Raw genomic sequence first — 22,437 nt, forward strand, 5'->3', positions numbered from 1 at the left:
ATGCTGAGATTCGGGGTCAACTACACGCCTTCCCGAGACTGGTTCTACTCCTGGCTGGACCCGGACTGGGCGGTCACCCGGCGCGACATGAAGGCCCTGGCCGATCTCGGCCTGGACCACGTCCGCGTCCTGCCGCTGTGGCCGCTCCTGCAGCCGAACCGGACGTTGATCCGCCGCCGCGCGCTCGACGACGTCCGTCACGTCGTGGAGATCGCCGGCGAAGCTGGCCTCGACGCCTGCGTCGACGTGCTGCAGGGACATCTGTCCGGCTTCGACTTCGTGCCGAGCTGGCTGACGGACTGGCACCGGCGCAGCATGTTCACCGACCCCGACGCCGTCGCCGCGCAGGCCGCCCTGGTCGAGGCGCTCGACGAGCATCTGCACGACCTGCCCAACTTCCTCGGCCTGACCCTGGGCAACGAGGTCAACCAGTTCACCTCCGCCCTCCATCCGGCCCCGATGGCGGCCACGGCACAGCAGGTGACGGCCTGGCTCCGGGCCCTGCACGGCGAGGGCCCGCGCGAGCGGCGCCATTTCCGGCTCAACGCCGAATACGACGCCGTCTGGTACGCCGACGGTCATCCCTTCACCCCCGCGCACTCCACCCGGCACGGCCAGATGAGCGTGATCCACTCGTGGATCTTCAACGGCACCGCCCAGGGGTACGGCTCGATGTCGCACGAAAGCGTCAGCCACGCCGCCTACCTCATCGAGCTGTCGCGCGCCTTCGCCCTCGACCCGGCACGTCCGGTGTGGCTGCAGGAGGTCGGCGCGCCGCTCAACCACCTCACCGAGGACCAGGCGCCCGGCTTCTGCGAGGGAACCGTGCGGGCGGCGGCCGACAGCGACGCCCTGTGGGGCATCACCTGGTGGTGCTCGCACGACGTGGAACGCAAGCTGGCCGACTTCCCCGACCTGGAGCACAGCCTCGGCCTGATCGCCGCCGACGCCACCGTCAAGCCGATCGGCCGGCGCTTCGCCGAACTGGCCGCGGAGCTGCGGCATCGGCCACGCCCCTCCCCGCGGCGGGAGGCCGTCGTCGTCCCGGTCGACTCCGAGGACGTCCCCACGTCCCGGGCGGAGCTCTCGCCCGGCGGCGGCGTCTTCGAGACCTGGATGCGCCGAGCCCGCGCCGGAGCCCGGCCCGCCCTGGTCACCTCCACGACCGCGGGCGACCCGCCGGCGCTGCGCGCCCGCGGCATCGAACGGCTCGTGCACGCCGAGCCGACGGGCCGTACCTTCTACAGCTCGGTCGCCGACGCGGAGGTGCTCGAGCGGATGGCCGCACATGCGGATCGCTGAGAAAGGGGACGTGGTAGAGCACCTCCTCGCCGAGCTTTCCCTCCGGGAGAAGGTCGGCCAGCTCAACCAGCGCCTCTACGGCTGGCAGGCCGTCGAGCGGGCTCCCCGGGGCGGCTTCCGGCTCACCGGCCTCGCCCGTGCCGAGCTCGACCGGTGGGGCGGGCTCGGCGCGCTGTACGGGGTCTTCCGCGCCGACGCCTGGTCGGGCCGCTCCTGGGCCGACGGCATCCGGCCGGAGGAACGCGTCGAGGTCGCCGCCCTCGTCCAGGACGAGGTGTCGCGGGCCGGCCGGCACCGCGTCGGCGTGCTGCTGTCGGAAGAGGCCCCGCACGGGCATCAGGCGCTCGGCGGGACGCTGCTGCCCACGAACCTCGCGGTGGCCGCGGGCTGGGATCCGGCGCTCCTGGCCGAGGCCGCGGCCGCCGTCGCGGCCGAGCTCGCCGCGAGCGGGGTGCACCTGGCCCTGGTGTCCGCGCTCGACCTGCTGCGAGACCCGCGCTGGGGCCGGGCGGAGGAGTGCTTCGGCGAAGATCCGCTGCTGGCCGCCGAGCTCACCAGGGCGCTGGTGATCGGCATGCAGGGCGGCGAGCGTGGCGCGGTGGGCCGCGACGGTGTCGCGATCGTGCTCAAGCACCTGGCCGCGCAGGGCGAGGCCGTCGGGGGGCGCAACGGGCAATCCGCCGTCATCGGCGCCCGCGACCTGCGCGAGCTGCATCTCCCGGCCGTCCGGGCCGCGGTGGAGGCCGGGGCCCTGGGCTTCATGGCGGCCTACAACGACATCGACGGGGTGCCGTGCTGTGCCAACCGCGACCTCCTCACCGGCTTCCTGCGGGGCGAATGCGGCTTCGACGGCATCGTCATGGCCGACGGCCTGGCCGTGGACCGGCTCACCGCGATGACGGGCGACGCGAGCGCCGCCGCCGTGGCGGCGCTCGAGGCCGGCGTGGATCTGTCCCTCTGGGACGAGTCGTTCACCCTTTTGGAGCAGGCCGCCGCGGCGGACCCGCGGGTGGCCGAGTTGGTCGACGCCGCCTGCCGCCGGGTGCTCACGCTCAAGCACCGCGTCGGCCTGCTCGCGGACAGCCCGCACGCCGTCCCCGCGCACGCCGTCCCCGCGCACGGCGGTTCCGCGGCCGTGAGCGGGGCGGGCGAGCGACCCACGCGCGCGCCTCGCGACACGCTCGCTCTGGCAACCCGCACCGCCGACGGCCTGTCCCGTCGCCTGGCGCGGCAGTCCCTCGTCCTGCTCCACAACGCCGGCGGGCTCCTGCCCCTCGACGCGCGGACGCTGCGGAAGGTCGTTCTCGCCGGTCCGAACGCCCGCGACATCACCGCCCTGCTGGGGGACTATGTGCCGCCTCTGCCCGCGCAGTCGGCCGCCGGCCTGGACCTCGCCCTGCGGCAGGCGCTACCCGACGCCGAGGTGACGTGCACGCCCGGAGTGCCCACGGCGGCCGAGCTGAGCGGCTCCGACGTCGTGATTCTGGCACTCGGCGGGACGAGTCACCGCACCTACGCGGAGGACTTCGCCGCCAACGGGGCGATCGCCGGCCCGGCGGCCGTCGCGACCTGCGGGGAAGGCGCCGACCTGGCCGACCTGTCCCTGCCCGGCGGGCAGGACGATCTCGTCGCCGCCGTCCGCGCGCAGGCCGGCTGCCCCGTGGCAGCCGTCGTCATCGCCGGCCGCCCACACGTGCTCACCAGCGTGCTGGACCACACCGACGCGCTGCTGTGGGCCGGCTACCCCGGTCCACACGGCGGCCACGCAATCGTCGACGCGCTGCTCGGCGGCTACGAGCCGGTCGGCCGCCTGCCGTTCACCGCACCACGCCATCCGGGCGCCGTGCCCGTCCGCTACAACGACCGGCACCCGGCCTCCGGCGTCTACCTGGACGCGCCGGACCCGGTGCTCTTTCCCTTCGGCTCCGGCCTGCGCTACCGGCCCGTCCTATTCGACCGACTGGCCGCGGAGGTGCACGCGGCCACGGTCCGGGTGAGCATCGACGTCGTCAACCCCGCCCGCCCCGAAGCCGAGGGCGCCGAGGTGATCGTGGCGCTGTTCGGGCGCCGCGCCGGAGGCGTGGTGCTGCCTCGCCTGCGCGAGCTGCTCGCCTTCCGCAGGGTCACCGTCCCGCCGGGCGCCCGCACCACCGTCGTCTGGGACCTGCCCGCCGCGCGCTGCTTCGCCGAGGGCGCGGGGGACCGGGCCCGCACCGACCTGTACGTCGAGGACCTCCACGAGACCATCCGCCCGCTCAGTCACCCCCAGGCCGGCATCCCCTCCGGATCGGCCGAGCCCATGACGCACAGTAAGGAGTCGTGATGTCCCGATCACCTCGCACCGGCAGACGGGTGACGACCCGCGCGGGCACCGCCGCCCTGGCCGCGATGCTCGCCGTCGTGCTCGCCGCCGGCGGCGCCGCGGCCAGCGACACGCTGCCCTGGACGGGAGAAAGCGCGGTCGGCGCCAACCAGCCCTACCAGCACGGTTACTCCGCCCCTGACCTGCTGCGCTGGAACCCCGCCGACGACGCCCACGCCGCGTTCTTACGCGCCAAGGTGCCGCTCCAGAAACGCAACCCCGCCAACGCCGCCACGCAGCGCAATCCGGCCCTGCCCGCCGACACCCAGCAGCTGAGCCTGGCCGGCGACTACGGCAACGCCTTCTTCGAAAGCCACCCTTACACCAACGAGTTCAGCCAGCACCTCTTCAGCTTCTGGCAGTACGCCGACTTCTACGCCTCCTGGCACGGCATGCCCACCGAGGGCGTGCCGGTGAGCTACTACGACCCGACCGCCGACTGGCGGGAGAAGTGGTTCGAGTTCGGGATGCTCAATCTGCCCAACCCCGGCTACACCAACGCGGCCCACGCGAACGGGGTGCGCTCGCTCGGCTGCATCTTCTTCTCCGACCACGACCGCGGCGACCAGGCCTACACCGAACTCCTGGTCCGCGACGGCGGCGGCGGCTTCCCCGTCGCCGACAAGCTCATCCAGGTCGCCAAGTTCTACGGCTTCGACGGCTATTTCATCAACCAGGAGTCGCGGGTCGCTCCGGCCGACATCCCGGCGTACAAGCAGTTCCTGCAGGCCATGCGCGAGGGCGGCCTCTACGTGCAGTGGTACGACTCCATTGACGACTCCACCGGCGCGATCTCGTACCAGAACGAGTTCAACGCGGTCAACGGCCCGTTCGTACGCGACCCGAAGCTCGGCGACGTGTCCGACTCCATCTTCCTCAACTACTGGTGGAACAGGACCAAGCTCACCAACTCCAAGAGCTACGCCGCGAGCCTCGGCCTGGACTCCCGCAAGAGCGTCTTCGCCGGTGTGGAGGCCGGGAAAGACCAGTTCAACCAGCCCTACAACCTCGAGGACAACCTCGACGCGAGTGGCGCGCCGATGAACGCCATCGCCACCCTCGGCGCCGACTTCGTCTCCTCCGACTACGCCGGCAAGACCGACGACGCCGCCCAGCGGGACGTCTTCGACCGGGAACGCCGCTGGTGGACCGGTTCCTCACAGGGCGCCACCACGCCGGAGGGCACCTGGAAGGGCATCTCCAGGTACATCGCCGAACGCTCCGTCATCGGCGGCACCACGTTCGCCACCTCCTTCAACACCGGCCATGGCCTGTCCACCTGGACCAAGGGCCGGCTGTCCAACCCGAAGGAGTGGGGCAACATCAACCTCCAGGACATCCCGGTGACCTGGCAGTGGTGGATCGACGCGGCAGGGACGCCCCTCAGCGCCGACTACGACTACGGCCCCGCGTACACGCCGGCGAGCCGGTTCGCGTACCAGAAGATCGGCGCCTACAACGGCGGCAGCTCGCTCGTCCTCAGCGGCACCCTCGACAGCGACAACACCGTGCGTCTCTACAAGACGGACCTGAAGATCACCAAGGGTTCGGCCCTTGAGCTGACCTACAACAAGCCCTCGGCGAGCGACGACTCCGAACTCCGGCTCGGCCTCGTCCTGGCCTCCGACCCGAGCAAAGTGATCCAGCTACCGCTGACCAGGTCGGGCGAGCGCACCACGGGCTGGACGACCCGGTCGGCGGACCTGTCGGCGTACGCCGGTCAGCGCGTCGCCGCGCTCGGCCTGGTCGTCGCCGCCGGCGCCCAGCCGATCTCCGGCTACCAGGTCAACCTGGGTTCCTTGGTCCTGCGCGACGGCGTCGATCACACGCCCGCCGCGCCCAGGGACCTGCGGATCACTCAGTTGCTGCCGGAGACCGGTGAGCTGTTCCTGTCGTGGAAGCGTGCCGGCTACGACGAGGTGCGCCGCTACGACGTCTACCTGGATGACACCTATCTCGGTGGAATCTACGACGACGTCTACTACGTCAAGCGATTCACGGCCACGTCAGGGACGATCAAGCTGGTGGCGGTCGGCCACGACGGGTCGCAGAGCCCTGCCGCGACCGTGTCGTTCGACCTGGCCACGGCGCCGCGCCAGGTCACCGCGCAGGCCAAGCCGGACGGCACGCTGACCGCCGCCTGGACCCCGCCGCCGTCCGGCGGTCCCATCACCGTGAAGGTCCGCAGCCTTGACACCGCCCGCCCGTACACCAAGGAAGTCACGGTGACCGGCACGGGCACGACCCTGACCGGTGTGCCCGTCAACGGCGACGCTTATCTCCTCACGGTGCGGGCGGGAACGGGCACGACCACCGGCGTACGCGGAACGTTCGCCGACACCGAGATCAGCCCCTATCCGGCCTCGGCGGTGACGATCAACGGGAACACGTTCACGTTCGCCCGGCCGGCGCTTCCGGACTGGCACACCCTGACCATCCTCGAGGACGGCCAGGCGAAGACGTTCGCGACGACCTACAACTCGGGCGCCAAGCCGCACATCATCCGCGGCCGCACCACCCGGGCCGCCGAAACGGTGACCATGTCCAGCGCCACCAGCAAGGTGGTCGCGGTCCTGGAGGACTACGCCGGCAACAAGGCCACGACCGTGCTCCGAGGCAACTGATCGCGAAGGCGCGGCTGAACCGCGGGCGCCTCGCGGTTCAGTCGTTGAACCAGCTCCATGAATCGGTGGTGACCTCGCCACCGATCTCACCAAGATCTCCGAAAAGGGCGGCGACCCGGTCCCGGTTGGCCTTCAACGGCAGGTCCGCGTTCAGCTCACCGCGTTCCACCAAGGCGGTCAGGCAGGCGATCAGCCGCTCGTCGGGGTCCCGCTCCTGCGCCCGCAATCCGATCCGTTGCTCCAAGGCCGCGGCGAGCGGCTCGGCGGGTACGTGCGTAAGCGCGACGCTGTAGGCGTACTCCCGCCCCGCATCTCCCTCGCGAGGCAGGTAATCGTAGTGCTCGTGGAATCGGAGCGCCGTCAGCCGGACGACAGGCGTGCCCGCAACCCGGGAGTCCAGCGACACGCTCAACGTGAGGAGACAGTCGGTCCTTTCCCGGTAGGTCTTGAGCAGGGTGTGGGTACGTTCGCCCCGGGTCTCGTACGGCACCCCGGCCGCGGCGCACCATGTCGCGACCTGATCGGCGTTGTCCTGGGGTGAGCGCCCTTCCCCTGGCGAGGCGCCCAGGTCACCGCGTTCCACCAGGGCGGTGAAGCAGTCGAACAGGCGGTCCTCCGTGCCGGGCTCCGCAGGCAGGCCCAGCCGCCGTTGAAAGTACTCGACCAGCGTGTCCAGGGACGTCAGCGGAGCGATGACGCTGCTGCGGACCGGCGTGCCCTCGTCACGCCGATCGGGGGGAAAGTACATCTGGCCGAACTCGATGCGAGGCCGGCCGTCCACGGTCTGGACGTCGACGCTCAGGAACAGCGTGCCCCCGCCCGGGAGGTCGTGCGTACGGAACAGGTCGTGGCGGCGGCGAGGTCCGTCCAGGCGGCAGGCCAGGCCGGCCTCGTTGCACCAGGCGTGCACCCGGTCGCGGTTATGGCGGAACGGCGGGTGATCGCCTAATTCGCCGCGCTCGATCAACCCCGCGAAGGCGTCGACCAGGCGGTGTTCCAGACTCCCGGCACGCGAGCGGCCCAGGCGTGCCTCGAGCATCCCGACGAGCGGATCCAGCCTCTCGCAGTCCACCCTGACCGTGTGCGGAGAAGCCTGGTTCCCAGACCCGGAGATCTTGTACGACTCGAGGAATTCCACCGAGACTCCCTGCCCGTCCCTATCGCTGATCTCCAGGACGAGATGGCGGCTGTGACCGTCGCCGAGCTCCGGCCGTACCCGCAAGAGGACATGACGGCGGATGCGCCGCAGCGTCGCGCCGTTCCAGTCCCGCATCACTTCATGGAACACACCCGCCTCGGTGCACCAGGCGGCCACCAGGGTGACGGTGTCGCAGCTGTAGAACCCCGTGACCTCGTTGAGCTCGCGTGGCTTGCCCCGGCCGGCCAGTACGGCCCAGCAGGCGATCAGCCGGTCCGCCAGGCCGCCCGCGTGCTGCTTGCGTGAGCCGCCGAGCTTCTGCTCGAAGTACGGCACCGCGACATCGAGCGCGGTGAGCGGGACGGCGACCTTGCGGTGATCATGGGAGCGCGCGGGATCCGGTGACCGGTGATGCTCGATGAGCTCGACCACCGGCTGCGGCCCGTCGTCGCGGCGGCCTGCCATGAGCAGGACGGTGCCGGCGCTTATGTCGTTCGGAAAGCTCGCCAATGTCTGTGCTGGCATCATGACGGCAACCTACGACCCTGGCCGACTCTCCTGCCGGCATGGCGGCGTGCCTGCTTCGAGCTGGTAAAGGCTCCCGAGGAGCGGCCAGGTCAGGGTGGCCACCTCCGCTGGTGTGCGTGGGCATCCGCGGTGGAGCCAGTCGGCGGCCACGCCGATGAGCGCGCCGGCGACGAACGCGGCGGGCACGTCATGCGGGATGTCGATCGACGAGGTGGTGTGCCCGGGAGGGGAGTCGCCGGTCGCGCATCGGCATGCGGCGGCGTGGACGGCTGTGGTGATGCGGCGGCGTACGTGGTCGATGACGCGTGCGCTTCCCTGGGGTCCCAGCAGGCTGTGGTAAAGGCCGGCGTGCTCGGCGAGATTCGCGAAGAAGGTCCGCAGCGACCCGGTCGGGTCGGGACCGTGGGTCGGGTCCGCCGAATCGGCGCTGAGATCAGGCAGGGACTCGATCAGGTCGTCGATCATCGCGGTGCAGGCGGCCTCGGCCAGCTCATGGACGTCCCGGTAGTGGTCGTAGAAGGTGGAACGGCCCACTTCGGCGCGTTCGACGACGTCGGCGACGCTGATCTGGGACAGGTCCTGCTCCTGGACGAGCTGGATCAGCGCCCGCTGCAGGGCCGCTTGGGTGCGGCGCACGCGCCGGTCGCCCGTCGGGGGATTGCCGTCCTTGGTCATGGCCACGCTGTCAGCTTACCTTCGTCGGACACTCGTAGCTCTTCGGATAGATGTAGGTTATCTTTCAGATGTCCGGAAATTAGGAGATGTGACCCCATGACGAAGACTCTCGGACTCATCGGTACCGGCATGATCGGCAGTGCCCTTGCCCGCTTGGCCGTCGCGGCCGGCTTGGACGTGGTCCTGAGCAACTCCCGTGGTCCCGGGAGCCTCGCCGGCCTTGTCGCCGAGCTCGGCGGGCACGCCCGGGCGGCCATTCCCGCCGAAGCCGCCCAGGCCGGCGACCTGGTCGTGGCGACCATTCCGCTGGGCGCCTACGACCGGCTGCCCACCGCCGCCCTGGCCGGCAAGACGGTGATCGACACGATGAACTACTACCCCGAGCGCGATGGCCGGATCGCCGAGCTGGACTCCGGCGAGCTGACCTCCAGCGCCCTGGTGCAGCGGCATCTGGCCGGCTCACGCGTGGTCAAGGCGTTCAACAACATCGACTTCCACCGCCTGCTCACCAGCGCCCGGTCCGCCGGCGCCGCCGACCGCAGCGCCCTGCCCATCGCCGGCGACGACCCATCCGCCAAGGCCGACGTGGCCCGGCTGCTGGATGCCCTGGGCTACGACGCAGTGGACATCGGCACGCTCGCCGACAGCTGGCGCAGCGAACCCGGCACCCCGGTCTACGTCCAGCCGTACTTCCCTGGGCGGCCGCCGGAGGGAGTCAGCCAGGACCAAGCGTTCCGCTGGTTCCTCGAGACCCCCGGGGTCGTGGTGCCCACCGAGCGGGTGAAGGAACTGACCGGCAGTGCTGTCCGGGGCTCGGCGGGCGGCAAGCTCCCCTAGAAGGCGAGCCCCCGGCATGGCGGCATGCGTGGATCCATGACCGCGAAGCCGGGCCCCGTCGGCAATGCCGAGCTCGAAGCCCGGACCGACGTGCTGACCTACACCACCAGCGTGCTGTAACCCGTGTCGCTGGCGGTGCCGGCGACGCTGCTGCTCGCCCGCTACGTCCGGACCTTGATGCTTGAGGCGTTGCGTGAAGAGTACGTCGTCGCCGCGCCGGTCAAGGGCGGCACCATGGGGACGGCGCTGGTGCGGCATGTGCTGCGGAACTCCTTCATCCCGCTGCTGATGGGCACAACGTTGTTCGTCGCCCTGATCTTCGGCGTTCACCGGCCGGCTGGTTGACCAAGGCAGTATCGGTCTGGGAGATCCGTTCTATACAGCTCTCCACGGCGAGGCACAGCCACACAGTCCCGAGCTTGGAAGGAAGCCATGAGCGGATCACTTTCACGAAGGGCGTTGTTGGCGGCCGTTCCCGGGGCCGCGTTGGCGGTGGCGTCGGCGACGGCGGCGTACGGCCAGGAATCGGCGTACTCCGCGTTCCGGCTTGTCCGCCTGCGGCCGGGAGATCCCAGCCGACCGGAGATCACACTGCCCGACGGATACGCGTTCGTGTCCGGAGCGAAATACGACGTGGCCAGCCGCGCGGAGTATTACACCTTCGTCCAGGGGCCCGCGGCGGACGGCGTCGACGTCCACGTGCGCTGGCCCGAGATCAGCGTTGAAGCGGTCGTGCACATGGACGACCGGCTGCCGATTCGCCGCGACCCCGGTGACCCCTGGGCCTTCACCTTCACGCTGCCCGTGAGAAACCGCACGATCGACTCGCTCCAGCCGACCCTTCAGATCTGGAGCCACCCGGAGGTGACCGGCTCGTTCTCGTGGCGAATCGAGCACAACGACCCCGATCGAGCCGCAGGACCGTGGACTCAGGTGGCGTGGCCCGCAAACCAGGTCAAGTCGCAGATCCATCAGTTATTCGCCACCGAGGCGATCTGGCGGGACTCCGGACTCCTGGCCACGGCCGCGGCCAAGGGACACCGCTGGGTGTTGATGGGCTTCGAGACCAATAACACCCTGCACCCCGACAACCCGCCGCACTGGCACATGTCCTACAACGCTGGTCCGGACTGGAGCTCGCCGACCAACAACCCACACTTCTGGATCGACAAGGACGGCAGGAACTTCTACAACGGCATGGACGTCACCGGCCACGGCCGCCTCCGATATCGGGTCGGCGACCCCGCGCCGTTGTACGACTTCTCCGGCGAGGCCAACAACGGCCGCGGCGAGCTGGTCGTCACCATCACCATCCGAGAGGACGGAGGCCTGGATGTCGACCCACCGGGCGGACCTCGTTACTCCATGACCGCCGGGCCGGCCGGAGACCTCGTCGATGAAGTCGAGGTACACCGGGCGGATCGCCCTTGGCTGCGCATCCGGACCCACGACAGAGTGCACGCAGGCCTGCTGACCGCCCACATCCATGACCTGCAGGAGCCCTCGCGGACTCGTCAGATCGTCCAGCACTACGACAGGCTCACCGGCGTGCTCACCAAGTAGCGGATCGACCCCGGAACACCGGACACGCAGATTGGGCGGGCGCCCGGCTATCTGCTGGACATCCCATCCGGCACCGTGGACCTGGACCTGTTCAGGGAACACGTCGCCGAAGCCCGGTGCGCGCCACGACCAGGGCTAACGTCGCGCCCACGCGTCAGTTGATGCGTCATGCACTGTCGTTCGGGGATGGATGACATGTCAAGGTCCTGGGTAGACTACGGCCGTATGAGCGACACACCCCACTGGCTGGACCCGGCCGAGCAGCACGCCTGGCGTGCCTTCGTCCGCCTGCACCAGAAGCTCAGCGCCAGGCTGAGCCGGGACTTGCAGGCGCACTCCAAGCTGTCCGGCGCCGACTTCGAGATCCTGGTGGCGCTCACCGACATACCGGAGGGTCGGCAGCGATTCCAGGACCTGGCCAAGACGGTGGAGTGGGAGCAAAGCCGGCTGTCCCACCAGATCGCCAGAATGGCCAAACGCGGCCTGGTGGCCCGGGAGGAATGCCCCGAGGACGCACGCGGCGCCTTCGTCGTCATCACGCCCGCCGGCCGCACAGTCATCGAAGCGGCCGCCCCTCAGCATGTGGCCATGGTCCGCCGCCTGGTCATCGACACCCTAAGCCCGGACGAGCTCGCCACCCTCGGGCGCATCTCCAACCGCATCCTCGAACAACTGGACACCATCTCACCGTGACGCTCGCCGCAGTCCTCCACGTCCCGGATCGGAGCCTGGTGACCTGTCACGATCGTCACCAGGGCGGACCGCGTGTCGCACGTCACCGTGTCCCGTGTCCTCAACGGTCACCCTTCTGTCCGGCCGGAGACCCGGGCTCGCGTCGAAGCCGCCATCGAGAAACTCGGCTATCGCCGTAACAGCGTCGCCCGTGCGCTCAAGAGCCGCCGCTCCTCGACGATCGGCGTGGTGCTCGCCGGGGCCGAGCTGTACGAACTGCCCAAGATCCTGCGCGGCGTGCAGGCGGCGCGGCGGGCTGGAGATTGGGTCAACCTGGCCAGCTGGCAGGGCGGCACGCCATGGCCGGCTCGTGCCCGGCATCGTGCTGGCCGTTCCCCAGTATCTGCTGCTGGCCGCCGTCGGCCTGGCCGGCACCCACTGGTCGGTACTCCTGCCGGTCATCATCAACCCGTTCGGCATCTTCCTGTGCCGGGTCTTCGCCGCCGCCGCGGTCCCGCAGAGCACGCTGGAGGCGGCACGCCTGGACGGCGGAGGCAAAGGCACGGGCGACAGCGACCTGTACTCGCTGGTCATCATGGGCTCGGCCGTGTCCATCATCCCCCTCATCGCCCTTGTCCTGGTGCTGCAGCGTTTCTGGCGCGCCGACCTGCTGGCCGGTGGCCTGAAGGGATGAGGTGTGCCGCCCGGCGGGCCGGTGCGCGCGGACCCGCCGCACGGGGGTTGCGGCGGGTCGTGGTGGCGTCAGCCGCGTGATCTGTTGTCGGTCTCGAGGACAAGACGAGCGAGCTCGAGCCGGTCGATGTCCGGTCCGTACGCCGCGGCGTTGCCGAGGACGATCGCGCCCGTGCCCGTGGTGAGCGTGAGGGGCGTCGCCTGCGGCCAGAAGTTGTCCCAGGCGTAGTTGTGCCGGAACACGCCGCGCGTCGTCGTGCCGCCGGTCTCGCTGATGTCGAGGAAACGGCTGATGACGTCGGTGTTGTACGGGTGGCCGGTGTTCCTGTCGGCGTTGGCGTAGTGCACCACCAGGACGTACTCGCCGGGGCCGAACCCGTCCGGGCGGGGGAGGGTGAGCGTGTTGCCCGGGCCGTTTCCGATGTTGCCGACGTACGCGCCCGCGGAGGCGTTCGACCCGCTCGTGGCGGGTACGTTGACCACGTTCACGGTTCCGGCGCGCGTCGCCTGCTCGGCCTCGATCCGGTGGACGGCCGCGTCCGCCTCCGCCACCCGTACGGTGGTGAGCTCGCGCAGCTCCAGCCGGGCCGGGCCGTTCACGTCGATCGTGGAGATGCCGGCCGGGAGGTACACCCGGGCCCGTGAGGAGCCCTCGCCGGGGTGCGTCGCCCGCAGGCCGCGGATGGCGCGCCCGTCGACTCGGACCGGCAGCTCGCCGGCGCCGGCCGCCCGGTAGGTAAGCGTCAGGTCGTAGTAGCCGTCCTCGCTCGCGGCCACGAAGAATGTGGCCAGTGCGTCGCCGCCGAGCGCGATGGCGGGGCCCTTCGCCTCGCGGGTGATCCGCGCGCCGCCGGACAGCCGCGCCTCGTCGGCGGAGTAGTCCGCGCGCTCGGCCCCGGTCACCTCGGTGAGGTCGAACCTGTCCAGCGTGATGTCGCTGCCGGGCAGCCGGCTCGCGCCGTCGGCGCTGGTGCGCACGGACAGCTCGTGGGTGCCGGCGGTCAGCTCGACGTCCACGTCGGTGCGCCCGCGGTAGGTCCAGCCGAGGTTCGCCGAATACTGCACGATCTGGTTCAGCTTGCCGTCCACGAACAGCGCGTGCCTGCCCGGCGCCTTGTTCGCGCCCTGGTAGATGCCCAGCCGGTAGCGGCCGTCGCGAGGCACGGTGACGGGGAACGTCACGGCCGAGTCGACCCGGTTCATGGCGCCGACGTCCCGCCTGCCGGAGGTCGCGTACAGCTGGGGGTTCGCCGTCGTGTCCTGGTTGAAGGCCTGTGCGGAGGTGAGCGCGGCGGACTCCGCCTCGACCGAGACCGTCCACGGCGCGTCGGGCACGGGCTCACCGCCGCTCGCGGGCACGATGGTGACCCGGTAGGCGGCCATCACGTCCCCGCCGGGCAGGTCCACCCGCAGCTTGCCCCCGGACACGGTGGCGCGCCTGGTGGCGGTGACCGGCGGCTTGAGCGCGTCGCCCTCGTACCCGGTCCAGGTGGTCCTGGACACCACGACGTCGACCTGCTTGCCGAAGACCGCGGGGTCGAGCCCGGAGATGTCGAGCTGTACGGGCTCCGAGCCGCCGCCGACCAGAATGGTGCCGCGCCGGGCGGACTCGTCGATCGCCGCGACGGCCTGGACCGTGTCGGCGACGTTCAGCCGGGGCGGGGTCGCCCTGACCGTCTCCCCGGTCAGGTCCGCGTACCACTTGAGCAGCCACCAGCCGCCGTTGGCCTGGCGGGTGCGCACCGCGTGGTCGTCGAGGTTGCCGGCGTAGGTCCAGTACGCCATGTCGGCGTCGACCTTGGTGTCCTCGAACAGCGAGATCCACTGGATCATCTGGCCGGGGACGGACATGTCACGCCGGTTGCCGTACTCGTCGATGTTGATCGGCAGCGGGCCGATGCCGAGCTCGCGCTCCATCGCGCGGTAATGCTCGTAGTGGCCGCGGTAGGAGGCGAGCTTGTCGCGCTGCAGCTCGTGCCAGGCCATGATGTCCGGCAGGCAGTTCCCGCCGGCGCAGCTCGCGTCCTTGGCCCAGGTGAGGAAGTCGCGCAACCGGCCGGGGTTGTAGGCCGCCTCGTTGGGACCGACGATCCTGGCGTCGGGGTCGATCGACCGGATGCGCTCGAACACCAGCTTCCAGTCGTCGAAGAACTTCTGCTTCAGCGCCGCCCAGTTCTGGTACCAGATCCCGTCGGGCTCGTTGAACGGCACCCAGACGAACTTGCCCTTGTCTCGTGGCCGCTCCCGGACGACCTTGCGCACCATCGTGTCGACCTTCGCCAAATAGTCGTCGATGCCGCGGTTCTCATAGGGCCACTGGCTGTAGACGTCCTGCATGTAGATGACGACCTCCCCGCCGCCGGCGGCGAAGAAGCCGTCCGCGACCACGAGCGCGTCGCCGTTGGGATGCTGGTCGCCGTCCGGGGCCTTCTGCGCGATGGTGCGCGGCCGGGCGCCGGCGAGGAGGGAATCTCCCGGTACGCCGGGGTCCGACAGGCCGTACAACATGCCGGTCGCACCGCCGTGGACGGGACCGGTGCGCTGTGCGAAATCCACGGCGACCACGTCGAGGGCGGCGGCTGCGGTGGCTGGGATGGCGGTCAGGGCGGCGAGCGTCGCCAGGGCGGCCGCCGTGCCGGCATGCCGGAACAACCGATGTCGGTGCATGACTGTCCTCTCCTGGGTGCCGGGCTGTTCGGCCCGGCTGGGGGGTGCGACCCGAGGGGGCGCCGCTGACTCGGACCGGCCCCATCGCTGGTGTGACCGGTCACATGCATGAGCGTAAGTGTGAGCGGTCACATGCTCCCCGGGGAAGGGGGCTTTGCGGGATCGTTACGCGCGGATTTCAGGAGTGCGACGGCAGCGGCGCGGCGGACTTGTGCGCGAGCAGGCGCGGACGGCCCAGGTCTGGGTTGGACGAGGGCCGGGTCGCGGTCAGCGGTGGTGCACGGATTCGACGGTGTGCAGGTGGGGGTCGAACTGGTCGGCGATGGCGGCGGCCTCACGCATGTGCACCTGGGCGTCAGGGTTGCGGAGCATGGCGTGGAAGGCGTCCGCGGACTGCCACTGCGCGTAGTTGACCACGCGGGTGCCGTCGGTGCTGGCGTGGATGTTGGCGGCGACGAATCCGGGCAGATGCTGCATCACCTCCTCGGTGGCGCGCCCCAGCAGGTCGACCAGCTGCTGCTGACGGTCCGCCTGGACGGTGAAGACGTTGATCAGTGTGGCGATCGGGGCACCGGCGGTGATGGTGGTCGTGGCGGGCATGACGTCCTCCCTATGTCAGGTTCCTTACATGTCCGATTATGTGTAAGGTTCCTGTCATGAGTCAAGAGGACGTGAGCCGGCGCATCGGTTACCTGATCAAGCAGGTGGACCAGGCCTTCCGCCGCTCCTGCGAGGAACGCCTGCGGGAGCTGGGCCTGTCCATGTCCCAATACGCGGTGCTGCGGGCGCTGGCCGACGCCCCCGGGGCCCCGGCCGCCGAGCTCGCCCGCCGCACCTTCGTCACCCGTCAGTCGCTACGTGACGTGCTCAGCGGACTCACGGCCGCCGGGCTGGCCTCCGTCGCCGCCCGGCCGACCACAGGCCGCGCCCTGCCGATCACCCTCACCGCGGCCGGCCGGACCGTGCTCGATCAGGCCGACGCCATCGTGCTCGACGTAGAGGAACGCCTGATCACCGGATTTCCCTCCGGCGAGGTGCACAAGCTGGCCTCCCTGCTTACCGCCTGCGCCCACAACCTGGCGTGACACTCGGCCCAGGGGATGGCGAGATGATCGTCCTTGCCGAAGGGAAGAGGTGAGTCAGTAGACGAAAGGCCAGCCCGCGGCGTCCCAGCCGATCTTATTGATGCCGAGCCGGGAGGAACCGTCGTCGGCGTACCAGTGGTAGAAGAGCACGTCTCCGTCGTTGTCGGGCAGGACGGCCTGGTGGCCAGGGCCGTGGATGCTTCCATGCCCGGCCAGGATCTGTGTGCCGCCGCCGGAGGTCATCGCCGTCCCGTTGCGGTCGACGTACGTGCCGGTGATCGACGTGGAACGGCCGACCATGATGCGGTAGCTGCTGGAGGCGCCGCGGCAGCACAGGTCGAAGGAGACCAGCAGGTAGTAGTAGCCGCCACGGCGGAAGATGAAGGGCGCCTCGATCGCGCCGCCGCCCCGGCCGGCGATGCTGCGGATGGTGGAGTCGATGCGTTTGCCGGTGGCGGGGTCGAGCTGGACCATTTTGATGCCGGACCAGAAGGACCCGAAGTTCAGCCACCAGCGGCCTTGATCGTCGATGACCAGGTTGGGGTCGATCGCGTTGAAGTTGTCCGAGGTGCGCGATTCGATCACCAGGCCCTGGTTGGTCCACGATCCGGACGCGCCGGTCGAGCTGGTGGCCAGGAAGATCGCCGAGTGGTTGGAGCCGAACGTGGAGGCCGAGTAGTACATGGAGTAGCGGCCGTTGACATAGGTGATGTCCGGCGCCCACAGCGTGTTGCCTCCATCCGTGTACGGATGGGCCCACGGGACGCCGCCCGGGAACGCCGATCCGGCATTCCGCCAGGCCGTCCGGTCGGCCGAGGTCTTCAGCGGGATGCCGTCACCGGTGTGAGCCAGCAGGTAGGTGCCGCCCGGGGTCTTGGTGACCTCGGGGTCGTGGACATTGACGTCGCCGGTGACGTACCCGGGATTCGGGTAGGCAGGCGGCGGTGTGGTGGAATCGCCTAGCTTGAGGAGTTGCCACTGCTGGTTGGCGCCGTTGAGGTCGGTGTACTGCGACAGGCGGCCGCCGTCGGCGGTGGACCACTCCCACACCTCCAGGGCCTTGCCGCTGTTGCGATTGATCAGCTTGACGAACCCATTGTCGGTGTCGACGACGCGGAACTGCTGGTTGGTGCCATTGAGGTCGCTCCACTGGACGATGTTCGCGCCATCGGCGGTGGAGCGGTTGGAGACGTCGAGGACCTTGCCGCTGTGGCGCGAGCGCAGGCGATAGTAGCCGCCGCCGGAGTCGACGAACTGCCACTGCTGCCAGGCGCCGTCGTTGCGGGCCCACTGGACGATGGGGGCGCCATCGGAGGTGGCGCGGTTATAGACGTCCATGGCCTTGCCGCTGTGCCGGTTGACCAGCACGTAGGAGGCGTTGGTGTCGATGGTCGCGGCGGTCGCCGGGGCTGCGGCCACGAGCGACTGGCACACCATGAGCAGCGTCGCGACGACCGCGATGGCAGTGTTTCTGAGGCGGCGGCCGGGTCCTAAGAGAGCGGCGGTGCGTCTCTTCATGGAGCACTCCTTGATGTTAGCGCTAACATTCTTCCTGACAGGTGGCGCTGACAGCTGACTACGGAAGATGTGCGCTTAGTGTCAGCGCGAACACCGCGGCCGGTCAAGGAGTTCCAGGGCTACCGCAAGCGTGCGCCGGCGCCTCTGCCAGGCTGGGCGCACGGATGGGTTGAAAGTTTCACGTCAGTGCGGCGGCGGCCCGTTGCCGGAGCGGAGTCTCATGGGCGGGGTCGGTGCACAGCGTCACGGTCAGCCCGTCCCCGGCGGCGTCGGAAAGGACGGCCAGCAAGGTGTCGAACTGCTCGGGAGGCTCGGCGCTGAGCAGGTCCTCGGCGTGCTCCACGATCAGGGCGACCGCGCCGGCATCGCGCAGGCAGTCGGTGAGCGCGTCCCAATTGCGGCCGAAGTAGTCGGGGAAGCGCAGAGCCCGCGCCACCTCCTCGAAGAAGGCAGCGCGGGTCCGGCAGGCCCGCCCATCCACCACTGCCGGTGCTGGGCCGGTGGACACCGTCAGCCAGTGCGGCAGCGGACGTGCGGTGGAGGCCATGAGGTTCCTAGAGTCGGTAGAAGTCGGTGTAGTGGTTGGGCGAGAACCACGCCACGCCGGTGCTGCGGTTGACGACGATCCGGTAGGCGTCACGCGCGGCACCCATCGACCGGGAGTACACGTCGTACTCATAGTAGGTGGCGCCGCTGGGGAGCTGGCCCTCGCGGTTGTAGAAGCGTCCGCCGGCGAAGTTGTACCTGCCGTCCGGCCACGAATACCAGTTTCTGGTGGTGGGGTAACCCTTGGAAGCCCAGATCGATTTGGCAGTGCGCGCGTCGGCGCACCGCGAGATGGTGCAGGAGCTGTAGACCGCGGCGTTGGCGGGGGTGATGCCGACCAGGCCGATGAGGGACGTGATGGCGGTGAGGACGACGGTAAGCCTTACCGCCCAGGACGGTTGGGAGCGTCGCGGTGTGTGCACGTAGCCTCCTCGTGGGTGCGACGGACACTGCAATGATCACCGTTTGTCGTGTCGAATAACGACAAAGACCGCAAAGGACTCATGAACACTTCGCGGACGCCTCACGCGAGCCCGGGCAGAGCTACACCGTCGCTCGATGGGTGGCCGGGAACGGCGCGGACACCCTGACGGGGGGCCCGGTGGGCGGCTCACAGGTCGCGGCGCTGGAAGGCCACGGCCGCGAGCCCGAGTACGAGGGTCGCCCAGAGGGCGGTCCATGCGAGGTAGGTGCCGGTCAGCGGGGCCTCGCTCAGGAACGGCTGGCCTTCGAACGCGTCACTGAATTGGGCGAACAACGTCGGGTCCTGGAAGGCGTTCATGGCGCCGCGCCACAGCCCGTCTGTGGGCAGCAGGATCCGGGACACGGTGCCGACGTGGGCCACGCTCTCGTTGCCGAACCCCTTGCCGATGCCGCCGACCACGCCTGCGATCCAGGTGGCGCCGAACAGGCCGACCGCCACGACGCCCGACGCCATCGGTGAGGTGATGGTGGACAGCAGCAGGCCCAGGGTGAGCAGCACGGTCAGCTGGGCCGCGAGCAGGGCCAGGCCGGTCACCGGTCGCGGTGGCCAGTAGCCGACCGTCGCCCAGACGACGAGGCACTGGGCGAGCGCGGCCAGCACGACGAAGCCGCTGCCGAAGGCCACGAGCCCCAGCCACTTGCCCAGCAGCACCGCCGAGCGGCGGATCGGCCGGGCCAGGATCGCCAGCGCCGTCCCCGACTCGAGCTCGCCGGCCAGGGTGGGGCCGGCGAGGAACGCCGTGCCGAGCGTGGCGATCAGGCTGAGGCCGAACATCACGAGATTGAGCACGATGGAGGCCGCCAGTTTGGCCTCCCCGCTGGTGAGCGTGCCGAACTCGGCGACGATGCGCGAGAACCCCCAGCCGCTGAGCGCCAGCAGCAGGATCGTGAGCCCCGCGAGCGCACGCAGCACGCGGCGCCGGGAGGCCTCCTTGACGGTGAGGGCGGCGACGGTGAGCACGGTCCTGGCGATCATCGCGGGTCTCCGCTCTGCCCGGCCCGGAGGATGTCCAGCAGCCGTTCTTCGAGGCTGATCCGTACGGGCTCGACGGCGTGCACGCGCACCCCGAGGCCGACCAGGTCGGCCACGAGCTCAGGCACGGTGGTGGTGTCCTGGTCGGCCGGCAGCGTGACGGTGAACGAGTCCCCCCTGCGGGTCAGCCCGCCGGCGGCGGCCAGTCGTGCCTCCGCCTCCGTGCTCACCCCGTCGAGCCGCAGCCGCAGCTCGCGCCGGCCGAGCAGCTCCGCCAGGGTGCCGGATGCGGCGACCTGGCCTTTGTCGAGGACCACGACCCGGTCGCAGACCCGTTCCACCTCGCCGATGAGGTGCGAGTTGAGCAGGACGGAGACACCGCGGGCCTTGAGTGACAGCAGCAGGTCCCGTACGTCGGCCCGGCCGATCGGGTCCAGAGCGCTCGTCGGCTCGTCGAGGACGACGAGCTCCGGGCGGGCCACCAGCGCGACGGCCAGCCCGAGGCGCTGCTGCATGCCTTTGGAGAAGCCGCCCACCCGGTCGCCGGCGCGGTCGGCGAGAGCGACGGCGGCCAGGCACTCGCGCCGCTCCTCGGCCGGCACCGAGACACCCGCGAGCCGGACGTGCAGGGCCAGCACCTCGGCGGCGGTGAGCCACGGCTGATACCGGAAGAGCTCCGGCAGATAGCCGACGCGGGCCCGGGCGTGCGGGTCCGCCGCCGGCCGCCCGAGCAGCAGCACATCTCCCGCGTCAGGCCGCACCAGACCGAGCAGGATCTTGATGACGGTGGTCTTGCCGGCTCCGTTCGGGCCGAGCAGGCCCACCACTTCGCCGCGGCCGACGGTGAGGGACACGCCGTCGACCGCGGTCCGCCGCCGGTAGCGCTTGCGCAGGTCCGAGCACCACACCGCTGGTGCGGGGGGCAGCTCGGCGAGCCGCCGCTTCGCGGCGTCGGGGGAGAGAGCGCCGCCCTGCCGGGCGGTGGAGTCCGCGATCATCGGCCCCACCGCAGCTCGCGAGCCACCGACAGCACCTCGTCGGCGCTCAGCGAGCCGGCCACCGCCGTGACGGCACCGTCGTCCGTCCAGACCACGCCCGCCAGCGTGCCATCCCGCGAGGTGAGCACCGTGGCCGGCGCACCTCCGACGTCGCCGGCGGAGACCGTCAGTTTCTCGCCCGCCTGGAACAGGGGCAGCGTCGTCCCGTCGCCGGAGAAGCCGCGCAGCTGCGAGGCGACGTTCTCGGGCACAACCTGCAGGGACAACAGGTAGTCGGTGGCCGTCTTGAACGAGACGCCCGAGGAGTACACCGTGGGCGCGACCGCGCGCGCCACGATCAGGCCCGGCACGGGGCGGCCTTCCGACCAGGCCGCGGCGAGCCCTGGGCCGGCGACCAGCCGGAACCGGCTGCCGTCGAGACCCGGGGGTGGCGGTGGCGCCGTCTTGCCGGCTGCCGCGGCGGTCCGAGCCGTCTTCTCGGCCGAGAAGGTGAACACCGCACTCACCCGGCCGCCGACGAGGTAGGTGGGTTGTCCCGTCACGCCGCGGGGCAGCTCGCTCACCCGCGGGACGGGAAGACCGGCGGCCTTCTCCGCGGCGGCGGCGTCGGCGACCTTGCGCACGTTGACCTTTTCGGTCACCTCGAGCGTGCCGAAGGCGGACAGGTCGGGAATTTGGACCAGGTCGGCCTTGGGGGCGGTGACCGGGACGATCTGCTCGGTCCGGAAGATCTGCAGCCAGTCGGCGGCGGCCGCGGCACTGACCCCCGTCAGGAGGGCGACGACGCCGACTATGGCGACCACTGGGCTGCGCAGCGCCGCACGCCATCGGCGGGCGGGGGCGGCCGGGGCCGTCCGCTGCTCCTCGGCGGCGACCGCGCGCGACAGGCGGCTCCATCCCCTGTCCACGTCCACGGCGAACTCGACGCTCAGCGCCGCGCCGGCGACCTCCGCGTCCTGCTGGGCGGCCGCGAGCCCGGAAAGGCACACCGGGCAGCCGGTGACGTGCTCGCGGTCGGCGTCGGCGACGCCGGCCGGCTCGTCCAGGAGCCGGCGCAGCGTGCCGTCAGTCGGATGGCGCATGACGATTCAACTCCTCGCGCAGGGCGGACTCGGCGCGTCGCACGGTGGTGCCCACGCTGCCGGGCGAAAGATCGAGAGCGGCGGCGACCTCGGCGTAGCTGAGGCCGCTGTGCCGCAGGACGAGGGCAATGGCCTGCTTGCGGGGGAGCCGCGCCAGCGCGGCGCGCACGCGGCGGCGCTCGTCGCGGGTCACGACCGCGTCGGCGACATCCGGGCAGGCGGCATCGCCGCCGCCGTCCGCGGCCTCTTCACGGGCGGCGCGGCGACGGCCGGAGCGGAGGTGGTTCAGCGCGGTGTGCGCCGCGGCGACGGACAACCATCCCCCTGCCTCCCCGGCCGGTACCGAGGAGCGCCCGAACGTCAGGAACACCTCCTGGGCCACGTCCTCGGCCTCGTCCCGGGAACCCAGCACCCGGGCGGCGACCGCGACGACCCGCGGATAGGCCGTGCGGAAGACCTGTTCGAGGTCGGCCCGGACGGCCCCTCGTCCCGGAGGACCCGACACCACCACGCCGTCCTCCCGCTCGGCTCGCCCGGCCACCGCGACATGTCCTTCACCCGGCAGGGCTACCGGCAGTGCGGCGGCCGGCGCGCTCCCACCATGCCTGACAACGTCCACACCCGTAGAGCACCGCCGACGCCCTCCATGTGACACCGGCCCGATCCACCTAGTTGGTCGCTTTGGCGGCCC

Annotated in this window: 20 protein-coding genes and 1 pseudogene; 10 read left to right on the forward strand and 11 right to left on the reverse strand. The window is 70.5% G+C overall.

The genetic code is table 11. The features are described 5' to 3' along the window. From Q9G87_RS10815 to Q9G87_RS10825, 3 genes are read left to right on the forward strand one after another with little or no spacing between them, the layout of a single operon-like run. Entirely contained in the window at window positions 1-1,302 is a 1,302-nt protein-coding gene (locus Q9G87_RS10815) for a glycoside hydrolase 5 family protein (RefSeq protein WP_305916127.1), read from the forward strand. Further along, window positions 1,289-3,625 (forward strand): glycoside hydrolase family 3 N-terminal domain-containing protein, encoded by a 2,337-nt coding sequence (locus Q9G87_RS10820; protein WP_305916128.1) that lies wholly within the window; start codon window positions 1,289-1,291, stop codon window positions 3,623-3,625. Before Q9G87_RS10815 ends, Q9G87_RS10820 begins: the two co-directional genes overlap by 14 nt. Continuing rightward, window positions 3,625-6,288 (forward strand): endo-beta-N-acetylglucosaminidase, encoded by a 2,664-nt coding sequence (locus tag Q9G87_RS10825; protein ID WP_305916129.1) that lies wholly within the window; start codon window positions 3,625-3,627, stop codon window positions 6,286-6,288. Before Q9G87_RS10820 ends, Q9G87_RS10825 begins: the two co-directional genes overlap by 1 nt. Before the next feature lie 37 nt (window positions 6,289-6,325). Here Q9G87_RS10825 and Q9G87_RS10830 read toward each other — a convergent pair whose 3' ends face one another. Then, complete coding sequence (locus Q9G87_RS10830) at window positions 6,326-7,891, reverse strand: hypothetical protein (RefSeq protein WP_305916130.1); 1,566 nt, start codon at window positions 7,889-7,891, stop codon at window positions 6,326-6,328. Between the two features lie 72 nt (window positions 7,892-7,963). Continuing rightward, complete coding sequence (locus tag Q9G87_RS10835) at window positions 7,964-8,629, reverse strand: TetR/AcrR family transcriptional regulator (RefSeq protein ID WP_305916341.1); 666 nt, start codon at window positions 8,627-8,629, stop codon at window positions 7,964-7,966. 96 nt (window positions 8,630-8,725) lie between these two features. Between Q9G87_RS10835 and Q9G87_RS10840 the strand changes: the two genes are divergently transcribed. From Q9G87_RS10840 to Q9G87_RS10865, 6 genes and pseudogenes are all read left to right on the forward strand, one after another. Further along, window positions 8,726-9,466: an NADPH-dependent F420 reductase gene (locus Q9G87_RS10840; protein ID WP_305916131.1), complete on the forward strand. Its 741-nt coding sequence runs from the start codon at window positions 8,726-8,728 to the stop codon at window positions 9,464-9,466. Window positions 9,467-9,589: 123 nt separating this feature from the next. Next, the gene (locus Q9G87_RS10845; RefSeq protein WP_305916132.1) at window positions 9,590-9,811 is read left to right on the forward strand and encodes an ABC transporter permease subunit; all 222 of its coding nucleotides are present in this window, start codon (window positions 9,590-9,592) and stop codon (window positions 9,809-9,811) included. A gap of 87 nt (window positions 9,812-9,898) precedes the next feature. Further along, window positions 9,899-11,029 (forward strand): hypothetical protein, encoded by a 1,131-nt coding sequence (locus tag Q9G87_RS10850; protein WP_305916133.1) that lies wholly within the window; start codon window positions 9,899-9,901, stop codon window positions 11,027-11,029. Between the two features lie 225 nt (window positions 11,030-11,254). Continuing rightward, a complete protein-coding gene (locus Q9G87_RS10855; RefSeq protein WP_305916134.1) occupies window positions 11,255-11,722 on the forward strand; it encodes a MarR family winged helix-turn-helix transcriptional regulator in 468 nt (155 codons plus the stop codon). Between the two features lie 72 nt (window positions 11,723-11,794). Then, a pseudogene (locus Q9G87_RS10860) lies at window positions 11,795-11,890 on the forward strand (LacI family DNA-binding transcriptional regulator); the annotation flags it as partial. A 181-nt stretch (window positions 11,891-12,071) separates the two neighbouring features. Next, window positions 12,072-12,395 carry an ABC transporter permease family protein gene (locus Q9G87_RS10865; RefSeq protein ID WP_305916346.1) on the forward strand — a complete coding sequence of 108 codons (324 nt, stop codon included), beginning with the start codon at window positions 12,072-12,074 and terminating at the stop codon, window positions 12,393-12,395. A gap of 68 nt (window positions 12,396-12,463) precedes the next feature. Here the strand turns inward: Q9G87_RS10865 and Q9G87_RS10870 are convergent, their stop codons facing one another. Both Q9G87_RS10870 and Q9G87_RS10875 read right to left on the reverse strand, forming a co-directional pair. After that, window positions 12,464-15,061, reverse strand: a complete 2,598-nt coding sequence (locus Q9G87_RS10870; RefSeq protein ID WP_305916135.1) for a hypothetical protein — start codon at window positions 15,059-15,061, stop codon at window positions 12,464-12,466. 267 nt (window positions 15,062-15,328) lie between these two features. Further along, the gene (locus Q9G87_RS10875; RefSeq protein WP_305916136.1) at window positions 15,329-15,661 is read right to left on the reverse strand and encodes an antibiotic biosynthesis monooxygenase family protein; all 333 of its coding nucleotides are present in this window, start codon (window positions 15,659-15,661) and stop codon (window positions 15,329-15,331) included. Between the two features lie 56 nt (window positions 15,662-15,717). Between Q9G87_RS10875 and Q9G87_RS10880 the strand changes: the two genes are divergently transcribed. Next, window positions 15,718-16,146: a MarR family winged helix-turn-helix transcriptional regulator gene (locus Q9G87_RS10880; protein ID WP_305916137.1), complete on the forward strand. Its 429-nt coding sequence runs from the start codon at window positions 15,718-15,720 to the stop codon at window positions 16,144-16,146. Between the two features lie 54 nt (window positions 16,147-16,200). Here the strand turns inward: Q9G87_RS10880 and Q9G87_RS10885 are convergent, their stop codons facing one another. From Q9G87_RS10885 to Q9G87_RS10915, 7 genes are all read right to left on the reverse strand, one after another. Next, the gene (locus tag Q9G87_RS10885) at window positions 16,201-17,664 is read right to left on the reverse strand and encodes a family 43 glycosylhydrolase (RefSeq protein WP_371825758.1); all 1,464 of its coding nucleotides are present in this window, start codon (window positions 17,662-17,664) and stop codon (window positions 16,201-16,203) included. Between the two features lie 178 nt (window positions 17,665-17,842). After that, window positions 17,843-18,211, reverse strand: a complete 369-nt coding sequence (locus tag Q9G87_RS10890) for a barstar family protein (protein WP_305916138.1) — start codon at window positions 18,209-18,211, stop codon at window positions 17,843-17,845. Window positions 18,212-18,218: 7 nt separating this feature from the next. Next, window positions 18,219-18,632 carry a ribonuclease domain-containing protein gene (locus Q9G87_RS10895; protein WP_305916139.1) on the reverse strand — a complete coding sequence of 138 codons (414 nt, stop codon included), beginning with the start codon at window positions 18,630-18,632 and terminating at the stop codon, window positions 18,219-18,221. Between the two features lie 188 nt (window positions 18,633-18,820). Then, window positions 18,821-19,669, reverse strand: a complete 849-nt coding sequence (locus tag Q9G87_RS10900) for an ABC transporter permease (RefSeq protein ID WP_305916140.1) — start codon at window positions 19,667-19,669, stop codon at window positions 18,821-18,823. Next, a complete protein-coding gene (locus tag Q9G87_RS10905) occupies window positions 19,666-20,664 on the reverse strand; it encodes an ABC transporter ATP-binding protein (RefSeq protein ID WP_305916141.1) in 999 nt (332 codons plus the stop codon). The genes Q9G87_RS10900 and Q9G87_RS10905 overlap by 4 nt, the downstream gene beginning before the upstream one ends. After that, a complete protein-coding gene (locus Q9G87_RS10910; protein ID WP_305916142.1) occupies window positions 20,661-21,746 on the reverse strand; it encodes a hypothetical protein in 1,086 nt (361 codons plus the stop codon). Before Q9G87_RS10910 ends, Q9G87_RS10905 begins: the two co-directional genes overlap by 4 nt. After that, window positions 21,730-22,365, reverse strand: coding sequence for an RNA polymerase sigma factor (locus tag Q9G87_RS10915; protein ID WP_305916143.1), 636 nt, complete (start codon window positions 22,363-22,365; stop codon window positions 21,730-21,732). The genes Q9G87_RS10910 and Q9G87_RS10915 overlap by 17 nt, the downstream gene beginning before the upstream one ends. Window positions 22,366-22,437: the final 72 nt, after the last annotated feature.

The organism is Nonomuraea turcica (genome assembly GCF_030718205.1).
Lineage (GTDB): Bacteria > Actinomycetota > Actinomycetes > Streptosporangiales > Streptosporangiaceae > Nonomuraea.

Excerpts from the sequence above, each read along its gene's own strand:
- Q9G87_RS10820 (WP_305916128.1), top strand. The coding sequence starts at position 1,289 with ATGCGGATCGCTGAGAAAGGGGACGTGGTAGAGCACCTCCTCGCCGAG.
- Q9G87_RS10870 (WP_305916135.1), bottom strand. The coding sequence starts at position 15,061 with ATGCACCGACATCGGTTGTTCCGGCATGCCGGCACGGCGGCCGCCCTG.
- Q9G87_RS10910 (WP_305916142.1), bottom strand. The coding sequence starts at position 21,746 with ATGCGCCATCCGACTGACGGCACGCTGCGCCGGCTCCTGGACGAGCCG.
- Q9G87_RS10890 (WP_305916138.1), bottom strand. The coding sequence starts at position 18,211 with ATGGCCTCCACCGCACGTCCGCTGCCGCACTGGCTGACGGTGTCCACC.
- Q9G87_RS10900 (WP_305916140.1), bottom strand. The coding sequence starts at position 19,669 with ATGATCGCCAGGACCGTGCTCACCGTCGCCGCCCTCACCGTCAAGGAG.
- Q9G87_RS10815 (WP_305916127.1), top strand. The coding sequence starts at position 1 with ATGCTGAGATTCGGGGTCAACTACACGCCTTCCCGAGACTGGTTCTAC.
- Q9G87_RS10855 (WP_305916134.1), top strand. The coding sequence starts at position 11,255 with ATGAGCGACACACCCCACTGGCTGGACCCGGCCGAGCAGCACGCCTGG.
- Q9G87_RS10830 (WP_305916130.1), bottom strand. The coding sequence starts at position 7,891 with ATGGCAGGCCGCCGCGACGACGGGCCGCAGCCGGTGGTCGAGCTCATC.
- Q9G87_RS10875 (WP_305916136.1), bottom strand. The coding sequence starts at position 15,661 with ATGCCCGCCACGACCACCATCACCGCCGGTGCCCCGATCGCCACACTG.
- Q9G87_RS10880 (WP_305916137.1), top strand. The coding sequence starts at position 15,718 with ATGAGTCAAGAGGACGTGAGCCGGCGCATCGGTTACCTGATCAAGCAG.
- Q9G87_RS10905 (WP_305916141.1), bottom strand. The coding sequence starts at position 20,664 with ATGATCGCGGACTCCACCGCCCGGCAGGGCGGCGCTCTCTCCCCCGAC.
- Q9G87_RS10835 (WP_305916341.1), bottom strand. The coding sequence starts at position 8,629 with ATGACCAAGGACGGCAATCCCCCGACGGGCGACCGGCGCGTGCGCCGC.
- Q9G87_RS10885 (WP_371825758.1), bottom strand. The coding sequence starts at position 17,664 with ATGAAGAGACGCACCGCCGCTCTCTTAGGACCCGGCCGCCGCCTCAGA.
- Q9G87_RS10825 (WP_305916129.1), top strand. The coding sequence starts at position 3,625 with ATGTCCCGATCACCTCGCACCGGCAGACGGGTGACGACCCGCGCGGGC.
- Q9G87_RS10850 (WP_305916133.1), top strand. The coding sequence starts at position 9,899 with ATGAGCGGATCACTTTCACGAAGGGCGTTGTTGGCGGCCGTTCCCGGG.
- Q9G87_RS10840 (WP_305916131.1), top strand. The coding sequence starts at position 8,726 with ATGACGAAGACTCTCGGACTCATCGGTACCGGCATGATCGGCAGTGCC.